This window comes from Cupriavidus taiwanensis, from assembly GCF_900250115.1.
GTDB lineage: Bacteria > Pseudomonadota > Gammaproteobacteria > Burkholderiales > Burkholderiaceae > Cupriavidus > Cupriavidus taiwanensis_B.
Genome location: NZ_LT984803.1, coordinates 1,749,114 through 1,765,685 on the forward strand (window position 1 = coordinate 1,749,114; position 16,572 = coordinate 1,765,685).

General features: G+C 66.6%; 12 protein-coding genes. 2 read left to right on the plus strand and 10 right to left on the minus strand.

The window, feature by feature from the left end; all coding sequences use genetic code 11:
* Window positions 1–313 precede the first annotated feature (313 nt).
* From CBM2586_RS08320 to CBM2586_RS08330, 3 genes are all read right to left on the minus strand, one after another.
* Window positions 314–1,435, minus strand: a complete 1,122-nt coding sequence (locus CBM2586_RS08320; protein WP_115662056.1) for a hypothetical protein — start codon at window positions 1,433–1,435, stop codon at window positions 314–316.
* 193 nt (window positions 1,436–1,628) lie between these two features.
* Window positions 1,629–3,335, minus strand: coding sequence for a hypothetical protein (locus CBM2586_RS08325; RefSeq protein ID WP_115687218.1), 1,707 nt, complete (start codon window positions 3,333–3,335; stop codon window positions 1,629–1,631).
* 308 nt (window positions 3,336–3,643) lie between these two features.
* Complete coding sequence (locus CBM2586_RS08330; RefSeq protein WP_115687219.1) at window positions 3,644–4,465, minus strand: transcriptional regulator; 822 nt, start codon at window positions 4,463–4,465, stop codon at window positions 3,644–3,646.
* A 661-nt stretch (window positions 4,466–5,126) separates the two neighbouring features.
* On the opposite strand from CBM2586_RS08330, the gene CBM2586_RS08335 reads away from it, so the two are divergent.
* Both CBM2586_RS08335 and CBM2586_RS08340 read left to right on the plus strand, forming a co-directional pair.
* The gene (locus CBM2586_RS08335) at window positions 5,127–6,506 is read left to right on the plus strand and encodes an undecaprenyl-phosphate glucose phosphotransferase (RefSeq protein ID WP_115662053.1); all 1,380 of its coding nucleotides are present in this window, start codon (window positions 5,127–5,129) and stop codon (window positions 6,504–6,506) included.
* Between the two features lie 48 nt (window positions 6,507–6,554).
* Window positions 6,555–7,667: a glycosyltransferase gene (locus CBM2586_RS08340; RefSeq protein ID WP_115662052.1), complete on the plus strand. Its 1,113-nt coding sequence runs from the start codon at window positions 6,555–6,557 to the stop codon at window positions 7,665–7,667.
* A 20-nt stretch (window positions 7,668–7,687) separates the two neighbouring features.
* Here the strand turns inward: CBM2586_RS08340 and CBM2586_RS08345 are convergent, their stop codons facing one another.
* The 7 genes from CBM2586_RS08345 to CBM2586_RS08375 are packed head-to-tail and all read right to left on the minus strand — an operon-like array spanning window position 7,688 to window position 16,297.
* Window positions 7,688–8,998, minus strand: a complete 1,311-nt coding sequence (locus tag CBM2586_RS08345) for a hypothetical protein (protein WP_115662051.1) — start codon at window positions 8,996–8,998, stop codon at window positions 7,688–7,690.
* Entirely contained in the window at window positions 8,985–10,184 is a 1,200-nt protein-coding gene (locus CBM2586_RS08350) for a lipopolysaccharide biosynthesis protein (RefSeq protein WP_115662050.1), read from the minus strand. Before CBM2586_RS08350 ends, CBM2586_RS08345 begins: the two co-directional genes overlap by 14 nt.
* Window positions 10,184–11,422: a polysaccharide pyruvyl transferase family protein gene (locus tag CBM2586_RS08355; protein WP_115662049.1), complete on the minus strand. Its 1,239-nt coding sequence runs from the start codon at window positions 11,420–11,422 to the stop codon at window positions 10,184–10,186. Before CBM2586_RS08355 ends, CBM2586_RS08350 begins: the two co-directional genes overlap by 1 nt.
* Window positions 11,385–12,464 (minus strand): hypothetical protein, encoded by a 1,080-nt coding sequence (locus tag CBM2586_RS08360; protein WP_115662048.1) that lies wholly within the window; start codon window positions 12,462–12,464, stop codon window positions 11,385–11,387. The genes CBM2586_RS08355 and CBM2586_RS08360 overlap by 38 nt, the downstream gene beginning before the upstream one ends.
* Before the next feature lie 3 nt (window positions 12,465–12,467).
* Window positions 12,468–14,702: a polysaccharide biosynthesis tyrosine autokinase gene (locus CBM2586_RS08365; RefSeq protein WP_115687220.1), complete on the minus strand. Its 2,235-nt coding sequence runs from the start codon at window positions 14,700–14,702 to the stop codon at window positions 12,468–12,470.
* A 21-nt stretch (window positions 14,703–14,723) separates the two neighbouring features.
* Window positions 14,724–15,161, minus strand: a complete 438-nt coding sequence (locus tag CBM2586_RS08370; protein WP_115662046.1) for a low molecular weight protein-tyrosine-phosphatase — start codon at window positions 15,159–15,161, stop codon at window positions 14,724–14,726.
* Window positions 15,158–16,297 carry a polysaccharide biosynthesis/export family protein gene (locus CBM2586_RS08375; RefSeq protein ID WP_115687221.1) on the minus strand — a complete coding sequence of 380 codons (1,140 nt, stop codon included), beginning with the start codon at window positions 16,295–16,297 and terminating at the stop codon, window positions 15,158–15,160. The genes CBM2586_RS08370 and CBM2586_RS08375 overlap by 4 nt, the downstream gene beginning before the upstream one ends.
* Window positions 16,298–16,572: the final 275 nt, after the last annotated feature.

Here is a 16,572-nt window from a genome sequence, read left to right on the forward strand (position 1 = left end):
GATTTAATCAGGCCAAAGCTTATTCATTATTTTACTTCCCCCAGAAACACAAAAAATTACAAATGTTTCGAACCTGACATCAAACGCACCATGCCGGTGCGGGCTCGACTGATATTAGGGTCTGATCGCCCTTTGATTGAGATGATTTTATCCAATGCTTCCGGATATAGGAATTTCAATCTTCTAAGGTCTGAAATAAGCGATCTGCTGCGGCGCAATATATTTTGCGCTGCGATTTTCCATCCCCTCGCCGGAGGGGATGGAAAACAGCTGACGAATTAGCGGAATCCGGGCTGCGCCGGGCGCTCGCGACTCAGAATCCGGAAAAGCGGATGCCGATCGAACCGTAGCCGTAGTAGCGGTCCAGCTTGCCGGCGGTGGTCGCGTTGTAGAGGAACGGAATGGTGCCGACGAAGTTGTACAGGGAGGCCTGGCCGCGCAGGAACACCTCCACGTTCTTCGCCACCCCATACGACAGCTCCAGGCCCAGGGTATGGTTGGACCGGATCGGGGCGTTGCCGTAGGTCTCGGCGCGGCTGTCGACATTGCTGCGCAGCAGGTACTGGAACTGGTAGCCCAGCCGCGCCGCGAAGCGCTCGTATTTCCAGCGCCACGATCCGCCCAGGTTCAGGTAGCCGGCGGTGTAGTTGAAATCGTCGTTGAAATCCAGGCCGAACTGGCTGGCGTTGACCGAAAACGACGCCGACTGCAGGGTAACGTTGCCCACGTTGCAGGGAGCCGCGAGCTGGCCGTTGGCGAGATTGTCCGAACCGATGGCAACGTTGAAATTGCAGTTGCCGCGCTGCAGGCGCGTATTGAGGCTGCCGATCGAGACCCGGCTGATGCCGAGCCCGACAAAGCCGGTGAGCTGGTTGCGCTCGCTCAGCTCACCGGAGAAGATCACGTCGGCCTGGGCCTGGACATCGTTGGCATTGTTCACGGTGAGGCTGTTGAACGTCGTATTGCGCACCATCACCGGCGACGAGCGGTTCAGGCTGCCGGCATGGTCGCCCCACAGCGAGAAACGCAGCATGATGCGTTCGCGCGCGCCGGCCTCGGCCAGCGGGTCATAGTGCATCGCCAGCATCCAGGTATCGATGTGGTTGCGGTCCTGACCGTACTCGATGCCGCGGCGCCAGTAGGTCGCCGATCCCGACCAGTGCGGCGAGAACTTGTAGCCCAGCATCAGCTTGCCGCCGCGGTAGTCGCCGGCGTTGTCCGATACCGGCCCCTGGCGCCCGCGCAGGTTGAACACGTCGACGCTGCGGTTGACCATGTCGTAGCTGGCCTCCACCCGCACCGAGGTGAACTCGCCCGTGGCGGGCTCGGCTTGCATGAACACATCGTCCGGGGCGGCCCTGGCCGCGCCGACGGCACACAAGCCCAGCATCAGGGCGCAGGCCTGGTCGAGCCGGCGCTTGCGAAGCAGCTGCATAGGAAACTCCGAGGCCACTGGGCGAGCCTCATGCCCGGCGCGTTCCGCGGAAGCGCCCGACGCAGACAAAAATGACCCGGTCAGCCTGGGCGCGAGAGCTGCTGAACGCGGCCGGCGGCACGCGTTGCGGATGACCGGGGCCTGGCCTTCCGCCGTGCCGGCGGAAGGCCTTCGCCATGGCGCTACGCGCCGGTCACGGGTTGAGCGTGACCGTGGTCTTGAGGCCGTCGCCGACCACCATCTCGGCATCGGTCTTGACCAGTGCCGTCTTGGCGAATGCGACGTCGTTGTTGACCAGCATGCCCACGCGCACATCCCTGCCGGGCAGGCCGGTGGTGGTGGCGAACGTCACCGGGAACGTGCTGGTCGCCTTGGGCGTCAGCGCGTCGACCTGCGCCTGGCTGAGCGCGCCGGAAGAGCGCAGCTTGCCGAGGAAGGTGGTGAACGGCAGGTTGAGCGAGCCGCCGTTGGCGCTGGAGAACAGGCTGTCGGCGGCGGCGTTGGTCAGGCTTGCCGCGACCGACAGGCTGCCGCTGACACGGAACGAGTACGCGGTGTTGGCCGGCACCACCGCATTGACCAGTTGCGAGCCGTTGAAGGTCAGCGTCACGTTCTCGATGATCACGTCGACCTGGTTGCCGTTATAGGTGTAGCTCAGCCCCGCGCGCACTTGCGTCGGCCCGCCGTTGAAGGCATCGCCATTCTGCGCCACGGCTACCTGGATCGCATCGAGCGAACCGCCGGTGGCGGTGATGGTGTCGGTGATCGGCTGCGTCACACCGTTGATGGTCAGGTTGGACAGCACCAGCGAGTTCTTCAGCCGGACCGCATCGGCCACGCTGTTGATGGCGCCGGCATCGACCACGCCGCCGAGGTTGGCAGCGACCTGCTGGATCTGGGCGGCACTCCCGCTCGATACCGCGCCGCCGAGTTGCGCCAGCCCCGCCGCGTTCGCCGCATTGGCCAGCGCGCTCGGCGAGACCGCCTGCACCAGCGCCGTGGTGGTCGTCTGGGCGCTCTGCGTGACGATGTTGATCGATCCGCCCTCGATCAGGGCCGACAGCGTTTCGGTGGGGCTGCTGCTGACGTCGATCGCTTCCAGCGCGGTGCTGACGCTATCCACTTCGCTGGCGATCACCGGCGCGGCCAGTGCGGCCACATTGGTGGCCACGGCGCCGATGTTCGCCTGCAGGCTGGCGGGCAGGCCCGCTTGCGCGTTCTGCACGGCGCTGGACACCACACCCGCCACCAGCGCACCGCTGCTCAGGTCCGCCGTGCCCGGCGCGCCCGCCACCGCGGTGGCGACGGCCTTCGACGCCGCCGCGGCCGAGTCCGCCGGCGTCAGCGTACCGCCCTCGCCCAGCCCGGTCAGGGTCTTGGCGACGTGGTCGACCAGTTGCTGCACCACCACCGCCGCGCGCAGCGCTTGCGCATCCTGCATCGGATCAAGCGTGGCCAGGTCCTTGCCTGCCAGGCCCAGCCCCGTCGCCAGCGGCGCGGCCTGGCCTGCGCCGAGCTGCAGCGCGAGCGTGGTCAGCGGCGAGACCACCTGCGTCACGCCCTCCCGGTAGTCGATCGCCGCGGCCTGCAGCACGCCGGCGAACGGCAGCTTGGTGCCGACATCGGTGCCGCCGGTCACCTTCAGCGCGCTCTTGCTGCAGCCTGCCGGGAAAGTGAAGTCACCCGTGGCATTGGTGACCGCGGTCTTGTTGTCGCAGTCGAGGAAGGTAACGGTCGAGCCCGACAGGTAGAAGTCCACCGCCTTGCCGCTCACCGTGGCGGAGGGCTGGGACGGTTGAGAAGGGGCTGGCGCATCGTCGCCGCCGCCGCAAGCCACGAGCGTTGCCGCCGCGCCTGCCATGATGCCAAGGACAAAGATTTTCCGGGTTTTGGTTTGCACGCTGCTCTCCTGAGATCAATACTGCGCTACGACGAAACATGGTGGCGAAGCCTGCGACGGTGAACCTGCCGCGTACTGTCTGCGGCGCCGTTCGTTGCCTTTGCTGCCTCTGCTGCCTGTGCTGCCTGTGCTGCCACGCGCGGCGCTGCAGGCGGATGCCGCGGCAGCAGCTTGCAGGTCGCGGCAGGCCGCAGATAAACGCATCCACCAATCCGTGTCACCCCTGCATGCCGGGGGAAAGCCAGAGCGCCGGCACGGCGCTTGGCGGGGGCCGGCCAGGCGCGTCCAGGACGCTCGCTGGCAATGGTTCATGGCAGGCTCACCGGCTCCTGCGCCGCCGCCAGGGCGTGCCCCGGGAAATCGTCCGGGCGCAGCCAGCGCGACAGGTACTGCCCCATCGCGTCCAGCAGCACATCCGACATCATTCCCCCGGCCCCGGCCAGCGGTGGACAAATCAGCCACGTGGTGCCGTCGCGCTCCAGCACGCGCAGCGTCTTGGGCTGGTCGGCGGGCTGCAGGACGTGCTCGCTGGCGTGTGCCTGCGCCAGGCCGAATGCGTGCGCGAAGTCATCGGCGTGCCGCTCGCCCAGGCATATCACCACCTTCGGCCTCCACAGCCGGCGGATGCCGTCGATGAAGGCAAAGCGGCGGCCCTCGCGGCACAGGTCGAGATAGCGCTGTCGCGGAAACAGTTGCGGCTGGCCGCGAAACGCCTTCGACCAGGGGATCTCGTCGGTCAGGCGCGCCGGCAGCGGAAACAGGCTGAGCTTGAACTCGGCGCCTTGCGGGCCGTACAGGTGGTGGTCGAAGTAATGCTTCCAGTCCTGCTCGCCCATGGTGGTCTTGAACACCCTTGCGCGCGCCGCCGACATGATGCGCGCGATCTTCTGGTGCGATTGCCAGCGCTCCATGTGGTGCCGATACTGGCGGCGGTACGCAGCATCCCAGGCGGTCGGGCGCGCATGCGGGATCAGCGGGCCCGCCAGCGGCGCCACGCCGGGATGCGGGGAGCTGTCGCAGAACCAGACCGCAGCGCCTGGATTGCCGCCCTCCATCCCTACGTACGACGCGAAATACGAATCCAGCTGTTCGCGCGTGAAGACCGTCAGTGGCTCTGTGTTCTTTCTCATTCCTCTACCGCAGTGGAGTGAAGGATGCCCGGACGCTGCACCGCATCCGCCGTGCCGGTGCGTGGCACCTGGCCGGCAGTCCCGGACCTGCTCGTCATCGCTTTTTATTCTCGCCGCCGCAGCGAGGGGTGCGCTGCCCTGTCGTTTCCCTCCTTGCGCGGGGTAACGCAGAAGCGCGATCGGCGGCATTTTCGCGCGCGAAAAAACGCGCGAAAGTCGACCACGTTCCCCACCAATCGCCGCGCGCACGCCCACGCAAGACGCTGCCCTGCGCTTCCGGAGTTTCCCTTCTGATGAAGGGTACCGACGCTTTTGGCCGCATCGCACTATTCGCTCCTGAAAACACGGAGCACGCCGGCGCCTTCAGCGCACCGGCAGAAAGAGAGCGTTGCAGTTCGATGGACGGCCCTCACCGATGCGGCCCGTGGCAGGTCATGCGCTGACCGCCGCCACACCATCGAACCGCTGCCGCAAGGCAGCCCCGCACGACTCTGCTTGATCACGCCATGAGCAGGCACGGTCAGATGCATGCCATACGACGAGCCTGGCCGCCAGTTCGCGCGGACCGGGAGTTCGGAGGAGACAACAAGGGCGTGGGCACTCGCTTGAGTACCCATTACTCGAACGCTTCTGGGAGAAGCAATTGGGTATCTATCGCGATATGTTTGCCAGGCACCAGGATCAGCTCGCGCTGATGGCTCGCCTGTTCGACGCCGGCGCCATCTGGGTGGCGGCAATCCTCGCCACTGAAGCGCGCTTCGACAACGCGCAGGCGCCAATCCACCAGTTCATCCAGTACTTTGCCTGCGCCATCGCCTTCATCGTGCTGCCCGGCTTCGACGTGTACACATCCTGGCGCGGGCGCAGCCTGTTTTCGCTTGCCTGGCGCTTGCTGTCCGCATGGAGCCTGGTCTGGCTGGTCAGCCTGCTGCTGATCTACCTGCTGCACCAGACCGACTCGCTGTCGCGCCTGTGGATGGTGTACTGGTACCTGTTCGCGCTGGCGGGCCTGGTGGCGCTGCGCGTGGTCAGCCGTGCCGTGCTCAGCCTGCTGCGCGTCGCCGGCGCCAACAACAAGCGCGTCATCATCGTCGGCTTCGGCCGCACCGGCCAGGAGATGTACCGCCGCGCCACCGCCAGCCACACCACCGGCTACAAGATCAGCGGTATCTATGCCGCCGAAGGCGAGCCCACGCCGGAAGGACGCCGCCGCATCAACGACAGCGCCGACATCGCCGCGTTCGCGCGCGAGCATGGCATTGCCGAAATCTGGCTGACCCTGCCGATGAGCGAGCACCGCCTGATGCAGGAGATCGCCTTCTCGCTGCGCAATGACTTCATCGACATCAAGTGGATGCCGAGCGTGCTCGACTTCGACCTGCTCAACCACAACGTCGGCAACTTCCTCGGCATGCCCGCCGTGGAGATGAACAAGCCGCCTTCGCTGGGCGTGCGCGGCACCATCAAGGCGATCTTCGACCGTACCTTCGCCGCGCTGGTGCTGCTGGCGCTGTCGCCGCTGTTCCTGCTGATCGCCGCGCTGATCAAGCGCGACTCGCCCGGCCCGGTGTTCTTCAAGCAGGAACGGCTTGGCCTGGACGGACGCGTGATCCACGTCTACAAGTTCCGCAGCATGAAGGTGCATGCCGAGCACGGCATCGTCACGCAGGCCACCAAGGGCGACAGCCGGGTCACGCCGATCGGCGCCTTCCTGCGCCGCACCAGCCTCGACGAGCTGCCGCAGTTCATCAATGTGCTGAAGGGCGAGATGAGCGTGGTCGGCCCGCGTCCGCACGCCATGGCGCACAACAACATGTACAAGGACCAGCTCGACTTCTACATGCTGCGCCATCGCGTCAAGCCGGGCATCACCGGGTGGGCGCAGATCAACGGCTATCGCGGCGAGACCGACACCCTGGACAAGATGGCCAAGCGGGTCGAGCACGACATCTTCTATATACGGAACTGGTCGTTCTGGCTCGACCTGCGCATCATTTTCTGGACTGCGTTCCGCGGCTGGATGGGCAGCAACGCCTACTGAGCCACGCCCGCCTGCCCGAACCTGTTACCCCATCGCATCCGCAAGCCAATGATCAAAGTCCTGCACGTGACCGAGTGCCTGGGCGGTGTCGAGACTTATCTGCACCTGCTGGCCTCCCATATCAATGACGAGCACATCAGCTTCCACTTCGCGCTGCCCAGGCAATGCTCGGTGTCGGCGATTGCCGATGCGCGCAATTTCGGCGTCAGCTACCTGCCGATCCCGCGCAAGCTCGATCCGCTCAACGACCTGAAGGCGGCGCTCAGCCTGCGCGCGCTGGTGAAGCGCGTGGCGCCGCAGATCGTCCACCTGCACAGCTCCAAGGCCGGCCTGGTGGGCCGGCTGGCGTGCATCGGCCTGAACGTGCGCGTGGTCTACACCCCGCATGCCTACTATTACCTGGGTCTGCGCGGGCTCAAGCGGCGCGTGTTCCTGATGGCCGAGCGTTTCCTGCACCGGCTTACCGATGCGGTGCTCGCCACCTCGCCGTCGGAGCGCGACCGCGCCATCCATGAGGTGGGCCTCCCGCGCGAGCGCGCGCATTCGATCCTGAACGCCGTCGAGCCCCGCTCCGTGCCGGTGGAACGGCAGCTGGGCGCCGGCGTCAAGCGCGTGATCATGGTGGCGCGGATCAGCCCGCAGAAGAACATCCCCATGTTCCTGGACGTGGCCAAGCTGTTCCAGGGGCGCGCCGACATCGAGTTCATGCTGGTTGGCTATGGCCATTACGACAATGACCGGGCCACGCTCGACGCCATGCTGGGGGAACGCGGGCTGGTGGAGGGCCAGGACATCACCGCCATCGCGTGGATGAGCCGGACCGCGCTGCAGGAACTGCTGGCGCATGCCACCGTGGTGGTGCTGACCTCGCACTACGAGAGCTTCGGCTACGTGCTGGCGGAAGCCAATGCGCTGGCGATCCCGGTGGTCGGCACCGACGTCGACGGCATCAAGGACATCATCGTCGATGGCCGCAACGGCTTTATCGTGCCGGTGGACGATGCGCCTTCCATGGCCAGCTCGATCGAAGCCATCGTCGGCGATGCCACGCTGTGGCAAACCATGTCGGAGCATGCCGTGACCCGCGCCAAGTCCGAATTCAATATCGTGACCCAGGCGAGAAAGTTCGAGACCTTCTACTCCCGCGCCCTGCTCGCCTAGCCCCGCGCCGGCCGCGCTGGTCAGGGCGGCGCATTGCCGCCGGGCCAGCTCGCCAGCAGCATCCCGGCGTCGGCAAGCGCGGTACCATCCTGCAGCAGCGCCGCGCACGGGCGCGCGCCTGCGGTGGCGCCCAGGGCCCGCACCGTGCAGCCCTCCGGCCCTGCCTGCGCCAGCGCTTCGCGCAACAGCGAACGGCCCTGCGGCCCCCAATAGATGCGATGGGCCGCGCCGTCCTTGCGCAACGACAGCACGAAGCTGTCCTGGCGCTGCTGCCATTGGGCGTCCTTCGCTCCGGCCAGCAGGCCCAGCAGGTCGCGCAGCATGGCGATGACCGGCTTCTCCGAGCCATCGATCCTGAGCAGGCCGAAGTTTGCCTCGCGGTCCCATCTTGCCTGCCCGCGGTCGCGCCAGGCATAGATGCCCAGCATGGGCACCTGCGCCATGACGCCGGCGAGCACTTGCCGGGCGATCAGCGTCGCCTGCGTGGCTTCGCTGCGCACCGGCAGGTACGAGGCATAGCCCCATTCGCTGACGATCAGCTGCGCGCCCGGACGCGGCGAGTTGCGGATGCGGCCGCCCAGCTGCCGATAGTCGCGCAGCAGCGTTTCGGGCGTGGCGCGATAAGGATGGATGCTGAGTCCCTTCATGCAGCCCAGGCGCGGATCGGTCAGCAGGCGCGACAAGGACTGTTCCGCGACGGGATTTGCCGGCCCGGGCAGCCGCGCCAGGCCGAACAGGTAAACCGATGGCAGCGGCGCCGTGCCGGCCTGGGCCAGCGCGTCGCAGATCTTGCCGGCGCTCGAGAGCAGCCGGGCAATGGGTACCGACGGATGCAGGAAGGTCTTGTTGTCGGGCTCGTTCCAGATCTCGTAAGACAGGTCCGGCCCCGCGTTGCGCAGCATGAACTGGCTGGCGAACGCGGCGAACTTCGCCTCGCTGGCGTCGCTGGAGCCGTCTGCCCCGTCATCCCCCCAGATATAGCGCCCGCCATACAGCGTCACCAGCATGTGCAGGCCGGCCTGGCGCGCCTGGGCGATGACCTGCGCGTAGCGCTGCGGCGGCAGGTGCCCGCGCACCACCTCGGGCCGCACGCCGAAACGCACATGCGAGAAGCCCAGGCGCCTGATCTCGGCGAGGTCGCGGGCCGAGACCGTGGCCGGATCGATCTGCACGGCAAAGGCTGGCATCGACGCGATCCGGCCGGAGGCGTGCCAGTTTTCGGCATGCGCCGGCCGGGCGGACCACCCGCCCGCTACCGCGATCAGCGCAGCCAACGCCAGCGTGCGCGCCCGCGCTCCGGCGCGCACCATGGCGGCGCTATGCGGCGACATGCCTGCGCAGTACGCCCATGGCGAGCGCACCAGTCTGGAACAGCGCGATGACGAGGAACGAGACCAGCATGACCTGCGCCGCCACCAGGTAGTCGAGCTGCGGATAACGCCAGGCCCCCAGCGCGATGCCCGCCAGCAGGCCGACGCCCGCGGCCAGGAAGATGGCGCGCGCCATGCCGAATGATTTCAGCAAGGTGCGCAGGCACATCACCACCGCGAACACGATCGGAAACAGCGAAAAGAAGCGCACGTCGAGATCTCCATAGGCCGCGCCGAACAGCAGGACCACGGCCTGGTCGCCAAACAGCAGCAGCAGCACGCTCAGTGCGCCGGACAGCACCACGCCGCCCAGCACGAACGCGGCCGCGTTACGCGCCAGGGTCCGCGTGTCGTCGCGCCGGAACGACGCCGCGAACCTTGGCATCAGGTGATAGCCCAGCGCCATCAGGACATATTGGGCCGGCAGCAGCACCGTCAGCAGGATGCGGAACTTGGCCGAGTCGGCAAAGTGTCCGAGCGAGCCGAGCAGCACCACCAGTCCCGGCCCGACCAGCCAGCTCATCAGCTGCGCGCTGGCCGAGCTGGCCCCGAACCCGAGCCACTGGCGCGGCGACTCGGGCCGGCCAGGGATGATCTCGATGCGGCCGCGGCGGCGCAGCGTGGCGGCGGCCACCAGCGTCGGCAGCAGGATCGCGGCCGCGAGCAGCAGCATCGCCGCGGGCGCGGGCTGCGTACCAGCGGCAAGCCCGATCATGGCCACGCCGCCGCCGATCAGCGTGTGGCAGACCAGCAGCCCGGCATAGCCGCGCGCCTTCGCGCCCACGGTCCTGAGCACCCAGTAGGCGGTGTAGCTGGCAAACAGCACCGCCGCCGCCGCGCAGGCCGACGTGCTCAGGCCATGCCCGTACAGGTAGAGGATCGAGCCGGCCGCGACCGGAAACACCGTCAATACCGCGACCTCGACCGAGAAGCGCACGCGCAGCTTGATCCCCTCGATCAGCGCCGGCTCGTGCAGGAACGAGACATAGAAGATGTTGATGAACACCACCAGCGACAGCACCACCGCCACCAGCCCATAGCCCGCCACATCCATGGAGCGGGCCAGCGCCACGTTGATGCCGAACTGCACCGCCGTATACGCGGCTTGCTCGAACACCGCGCCCAGCGCCGACAGCATGCGGCGCATTATGGCGTCCCCCCGAGCGAAGGCGCCGCCTGCAGCGGCGCGGATGCGGCCGGCACCGCCAGCTTCTGCTCGAACACCAGCGCCAGCCCCTGCCTGATATCGCGGCCCAGCCGCGCCGAGCGCTTGAACTGCGCCGCGCCGAGCGCGCGCGCGTAGGCCAGCCTTTCCATCACGTCGTTGGCGCTGGCGTTCTGCCGCACCGCGAAATCGCCGCGCCCGCTCAGCTTGAAGAACGACGCGACCTTGGTGTCCCAGACAATGCCGACCGATGGCACGCCGAAACTGAAGGCAATGATGTTGGCGTGCATCCGGTGGCCGACCATGCTGTGGCAGCCGGCAATGATCGACGCCAGCGCCGCCGGGGACGCGGGCAGCATGTAGTCCACGCCATCAGCAACCTCCGCGCCCAGCCGGCTCCTGACCGTAGCCGCGGCAAGGTTGTCTTCCTCGGCGCCGTTGGTGAACAGCACCACGCGCTGGCCGCCCTGCCGCAGCTTGCGCACCAGTTCGACGAACATGCCCAGCCCAGCGCCCTGCTCGCTCTGCGCCGACAGCGCGGCGAGGTCCGCGTTGTAGTGCAGCGATTCGACGTCCGAGACGCAGATCCCCACGTCCCAGCGCTTCTCCAGCCCGTGCTCCGCATACAGCGCCGAACTCAGGATGGCGGGGTCGGGAATGATGGCGACGTCGCAAGGCTCGCCCGCGCCAAGGCCGACGATATTGCGTCGCGAGCTTTCATCCCGGACCGAGACGAATTGCGGCGCCGCCAGTGCGAAGAAGCGCGACACGAGGTAGCGCCCCAGGCGCGACCAGCCGGCCGCCACGCCCACCGATACGAGCGCGACCTTCGCGTCCTGGCCAAGGCAGCGGGCCAGCAGGTAGAGCTTGAGCGGGAAATTCAGGTCCACATCGCACAGCAGCTGGCCGCCGCCGACCACCACCATATCGGCATCGGCCAGCTGCTGCTGCCAGCGGGCGCGCCACTGCCGCCGGTATTTCAGCCAGATGGCGGTGCTCAGCACCGGCACCCGGGCCCAGCCTGGCAGCCGCGAGAAGAGCCGCATCAGGTGGCCCTTCTTCAGCGAGTGCTCTCCGAGCCGGGTGCGCCCGGCGATGTCCAGGAAGCTGACACGGCAATCCGGCATGGCCTGGCGGATCAGGTGACCCAGCGTTTCGGCGATCACCGCATCGCCGAGGTTGTCACTGTACGGCACCGCGCATATGACGACGTGCTTCATCTTGTTTGGCCGGCAAGGCAGTTAGCAAAGGGATGAGGAACAAGCTGACCGAGGTGAGATGGCGAACATAGCTGCCCAGGTCCGGCTCGAAGATAAACTGCACCAGGATATGCGCAACCACCAGCGTGGCGAACCAGCGGCGCTTGCGCTCGTCCGCGCCCGCCCCCGGCGTGCCGGACAAGCCGCGCAGCGCCACGCGCAGGATCGCCGCGTGCATCAGCATCATGGCCAGGTCGACCGGCGCGCGGAAGCTGATCACAGGCAGCACGAACATGACCGCCGCGTACAGGTAGTTGACAATGAAATTGACACCGGATGTGGGCGGATACAGGTTCCAGATCATGGTGCGGTTGTCGCTGCCGATGCTCAGCGCATAGTTGTTCGAGATATCCCGCGGCGACTGCAGGATGTACAGGATCTCGGACGGCGCCACCAGGACCGCCCCCACCACGCAGGCCAGCACGATCGCCTTCCATGCCGGCGACAGCCGCGCCGACGCGCGGATGCCCAGCGCCAGCACCAGGATCATCGCGTAGTAGTTGCGGATGAAGAGCGCGTAGCAGCCGTACAGAACCATGGTCATCACCACCAGCGCGCGGAACGACACGCCGCGCGACATGCCGCCCATGACCAGCACGATCGACATCGCGATCACCACGGTCTCCTTGCCCGGCGAGAGCAGGTTCAGCAGCATGCAGGGCAGCACGAACAGCCAGCGCGTGGCGAGGTCGCGCAGGCCCGCCACCCGGCTCGACGCCAGCGCAAGATAGGCTACGCCGACCGTGGCGGTGACGACATTCACATACTCCGCCCCGAACACCGAGAACACCTTGGCGGTGGCGGCGAACGAATCGTCAAGGTCGGTCGAGCCGCTGACCAGGAATTCCAGCATCTTGTTGGAATCGGTGACCCATTTTTCCGGCAGCGCGTCGCGGCCGAAGAAATAGACCGTCAGGTAGAGCAGGCTCAGCACCAGGCTCGCCACCGTGGCCAGCCCACGCTCGGCCAACACCCAGTCGCGGTCCAGTCGCGCGGCGTGCATGGCTTACGCCTTCTCGCTCTGCGAGTAGCCGTAGTAGGCATAGCGATAGCGCCCGTACTTGGAGCCATAGCCGTAGCGGAAGGCGTTGGGATCGAGGCCGTTGAAGATCACCCCCTTCACGCGCACGCTGACCTGCGCCAGCTGCTTGGCGCACTCCGAGATCTCGCCGATCGAGCTCTTGCCGAAGCGCGTCACCAGGAACACCGTGCCGCAACGCTCGGCCAGGATCGCGGCATCGGCGACGGCCAGCACCGGCGGGGTGTCGATCATCAGCATGTCGTAGCGCGCGCTGAGTTCCTCCAGCAGCCTGACCATGCGTTCCTTCAGCATCAGCTCGGCGGGATTCGGCGGAATCGTCCCCGTGCCGATGAAGTCCAGTCCCGCCACCACGTCGCGGTGGATCACGTCTTCCAGTGCCAGCTTGCCGGCCAGCACGTCGGACAAACCCGGATCGCGATCCTTGCCGAAATACTGGTTCAGGTAGCCCTTGCGCATGTCGGCGTCGACCAGCAGCACGCGCTTGCCACCCGCGGCCATCAACGCGGCCAGGTTGACCGAGACGAAGGACTTGCCCACGCCGGCGGTGGCGCCCGTCAGCAGCACGCGGTTGTTGGGCGCATCCAGCATGGCGAACTGCAGCGACGTGCGCAGGCTGCGCAGGCTTTCCACCGAGGGTTCGTTGGGAAAGCGGTCGGCCAGCAGGTAATGGCCGCGCTTGCGTGCCTGGATGTCCTTGCTGATGGTGAGCTGGTGTTCGGACTGGGGCACCGTCGCATAGACGTTGAGCCCGGTGTGTTCCTCGATGTCCTTGGGGTCGGTGATGCCGCCATACAGGGCATTGCGGACAAAGGCCACCACGGCCCCGGCCAGCAGGCCAAGCATTGCCGCCAGCACGATCACCAGCGCCTTCTTCGGCTTGACCGGCTCCTCGGGCACCGGCGAGCTGTCGACCAGGCGCACGCTGCCGACCTTGCCGGCCTTGACCAGCTTGAGCTGCTGCATATTGTTTAGCATGCCGACATAGAGGTCGTTGTTGACCTGCACGTCGCGCATCAGCCGCACGGTGTCCTGCTCCAGGTTAGGCAGCGTCTTGACCCGGCCGGCGACCGCCCCTGCCTTGGCCGCAAGCGCGGCAATCTGCTTGTCGATCGCCTGCATCGACGGATGGCCGGGGGCAAAGCGCGTGACCAGCTCGGCGCGCTTCTGCTTGAGCTCCAGCAGCGAGGTTTCGGCGGTCACGCTTTCCTGCAGGAAGGCCTTGCCCTCTTCGCTGAGGTTGAAGGTGCCGCGCTCGTTGCGCATGGCGTTGTACTTCACTTCCGCGCGCTCGAGCTCGCCCTTCAGTTGCGGCAGCAGGTTGTTGAGGAACAGCAGCGACTTCTCCGCTTCCGCGGCCTTGCGGTTGATGTTCTGCGCCACGTACTCGTCGCCGATCTCGTTGAGGATCGCCGCCGTCAGCCTGGCGTCATTGCCCTCCAGCGAGGCCCCGATCACGCCGCTCTGCTTGCCCTTCTCGGCGATGTTGAGCTGCTGCTGCAGCTGCTCCAGCGTCTTCAGCCGCGACTGGCGCACCAGGTTGAAGGCAATGCCGGGCTTGGCCTTCAGCGCAGTCACCAGCAGCCGGATCGCGCCGACCGCATGGTTGGCCTCGGTCACTTCGCCGACGCGGCCGACGATTGGCTTATCCAGACTGCTCTGCTCGAGCCGGTAGCGGCCGTCGCCCAGGCTTACCAGCAGGAAGTTCTCGCCTTGCAGGGCCTCGGGCACGTCGAAGGTCGGCACCTCGATCGATTCCGCGCCCCAGGCATAGCCGCCCATGCCGAACAGGCCGGGCTCGGACAGGCCCTTCGACTGGCTGGCGATCCAGGGCCCGACCAGCGGGAAATACCTGGGCTTGGCGTCGATATAGAGGCGCAGGTTGTCGACCGCCTTGCCGACCACCATGCGCGAGCGCAGGATCTCGATTTCCGCGGTCGCCTGCGTCTTGACGTCGAACAGCGACGAGACGTCGCCCAGCAGGCCGTTGGGACTGTTCTGGCTGTCCTCGACCTGCACCAGGATGTTGGCCTCGTACACCGGACGCGCCAGGAACGCGTAGCCGACCCCGAGCGCCAGGATGGCGAATGCAATCGCCGCGATCAGCCAGCGGTTGGCCACCAGCACGTCCAGGTAGCGGACGACGGCAATCTCGTCCGACTGGGACGGCGCCGCGACGGGAACATAAGTGGACTGGTTCATGGCAGGCAGGACAGTATCGGTTTAACCCAGGGCCCGGATGCGCGGCACCCAGGACTCCACGCCACGCTGGATCAGCTGCAGCGCGCTCTCGAATGCCGCACGGGGCTGGCGGTAGGGATCGGGCACATCGAGCTGTTCCAGCTCGCCCAGGCGGAACACCCGTCCGGTGGTCGCGGGATGCAGCCGCTGGATCTCCTGCCGCTGCGCACCGTCCATCACCAGGATCAGGTCCGCGCGCCGGATCAGCACATGATTGAGTTGCTGGGCCCGGTGCCCGGAAATATCCACGCCCTGGCGGCTCATCAGGTCCACCGCCTGCGGATCCGCCGCGTGCCCGGACAGCGCGCCGAGGCCAGCGGAAACTACCTCTGCGTCGGGCAGCGCCTGCCGGAGCAGGCCCTGCGCCATCGGGCTGCGGCAGATATTTCCAATGCAGACCACGAGTACGGTCTTGATCATTTGACTGCGTTCGCGGTGGAGGTGAAGAAGTTGCCGCTGGGCACCAGCTGGTTGATCACGCGGCTCCAGCGCACCACGCCTGCGGCATCGACATAGACCACGTCGCGCGGCTTCAGCTCGAAGGCCTCGGCCAGGGCAAAGGCGACCGGCGACTTGCCGTCGAGGTGGAACACCTCGGCCTCGCCGTCGGCGGCCTTGCGGATCACGTAGAGTTCCTTGGCGTTGGCGGAATTGGGGTTCAGGCCGCCGGCCTCGCCGATCGCCTCGCTCAGGGTGAGCCGGCCGTTGCGCGGCATCACCGGGGTCGGCTTCACGACTTCGCCGGTGACGAAGACCTTGCTGTCCTCGCGTTGCTCCACGCGCACGATGTCGCCATTGCGCAGCAGGATGCGCGCCGGGTCGATGCCTTGCTGCAGCAGCGCCGGCAGGCTGACGTAATAAATCTTGCCCTCGCGCGAGATGCGGATGCGGCTGTTGTCGCCGGTCAGCACGTTGATGCCGCCGGCGCGGTTGAGCGCCTCGACCAGCGTCATCGGCACGTCGTCGATATTCTGCGGCCCAGGCGTCTTCACTTCGCCGTCGAGGTAGACACGCTTGCTGCGAAACGCCAGCACGCGCACCGTGACCTGCGGCATCGTCACCACGGGCTTGAGCTGGGTGCTCAGCTGCCCGCGGATCTGGTCCGGGGTCTGGCCCAGCACCTTGAGCACGCCGGCATAGGGAAACTGGATGGTGCCCGCCGGACTGACCACATAGCCCGGAATGTTGGCCGCGCCGCTGTAGCTGGGAATCTCGTAGGCGGCGCCGATCGAGTAGGTCTGCGTGGGGAACACCAGTTCCGGGTGGTCCCACACCACGATCGAGAGAATGTCGCCGACCCCTACGGTATAGGGTCCGGGCTCGCCGAACAAGGCTTCGACGCCGGCGTTCGCGGCCGGCACGGCGGCCTTCAGCGTGCGCACCAGCGCCGGCGTGATCTGCGTGATCTTGGGCACCGACTGCGGATCCTCCGGATCCAGCGGGCGCTGCGGGTCAAAGCGCATGCCCGGCGCCAGCGCGCACGATGCCAGCAACGGAACGATCCCCAGGCACATGACGGCCCTGCCAAACCTCAAGCTGCTTGAAAGCTTTAGCACTCTCGATGATTCCCTTGTTTGCAAGAAGACCCGCATGGCCCGCCGCCACCCTGGCGTAATGCACAGCGGTGACCCCGCTGGCTCGGCATGGCACCGGGGTGCCTGTCCGCTTGTGTGTACGGCTGCGGAACTGAACCTGGCGGTTTGACTGGTTGTGCCCGGCGCGCTGGGCGCGCTCTTTTCTGCACTGCGTCATCCGTAAATGACCGGCGAAGTTTATGGCTCGCGGGACTACATCTTCAAGGCGCGGCCGGCGTTTTTGCCAAGTTTCCGAT

What these genes read in the sequence shown, in the direction of transcription:
- CBM2586_RS08370 (WP_115662046.1), bottom strand. Translation starts at nt 15,161, where the DNA reads ATGATCAAGACCGTACTCGTGGTCTGCATTGGAAATATCTGCCGCAGC.
- CBM2586_RS08335 (WP_115662053.1), top strand. Translation starts at nt 5,127, where the DNA reads ATGTTTGCCAGGCACCAGGATCAGCTCGCGCTGATGGCTCGCCTGTTC.
- CBM2586_RS08365 (WP_115687220.1), bottom strand. Translation starts at nt 14,702, where the DNA reads ATGAACCAGTCCACTTATGTTCCCGTCGCGGCGCCGTCCCAGTCGGAC.
- CBM2586_RS08350 (WP_115662050.1), bottom strand. Translation starts at nt 10,184, where the DNA reads ATGCGCCGCATGCTGTCGGCGCTGGGCGCGGTGTTCGAGCAAGCCGCG.
- CBM2586_RS08340 (WP_115662052.1), top strand. Translation starts at nt 6,555, where the DNA reads ATGATCAAAGTCCTGCACGTGACCGAGTGCCTGGGCGGTGTCGAGACT.
- CBM2586_RS08320 (WP_115662056.1), bottom strand. Translation starts at nt 1,435, where the DNA reads ATGCAGCTGCTTCGCAAGCGCCGGCTCGACCAGGCCTGCGCCCTGATG.
- CBM2586_RS08355 (WP_115662049.1), bottom strand. Translation starts at nt 11,422, where the DNA reads ATGAAGCACGTCGTCATATGCGCGGTGCCGTACAGTGACAACCTCGGC.
- CBM2586_RS08360 (WP_115662048.1), bottom strand. Translation starts at nt 12,464, where the DNA reads ATGCACGCCGCGCGACTGGACCGCGACTGGGTGTTGGCCGAGCGTGGG.
- CBM2586_RS08345 (WP_115662051.1), bottom strand. Translation starts at nt 8,998, where the DNA reads ATGTCGCCGCATAGCGCCGCCATGGTGCGCGCCGGAGCGCGGGCGCGC.
- CBM2586_RS08330 (WP_115687219.1), bottom strand. Translation starts at nt 4,465, where the DNA reads ATGAGAAAGAACACAGAGCCACTGACGGTCTTCACGCGCGAACAGCTG.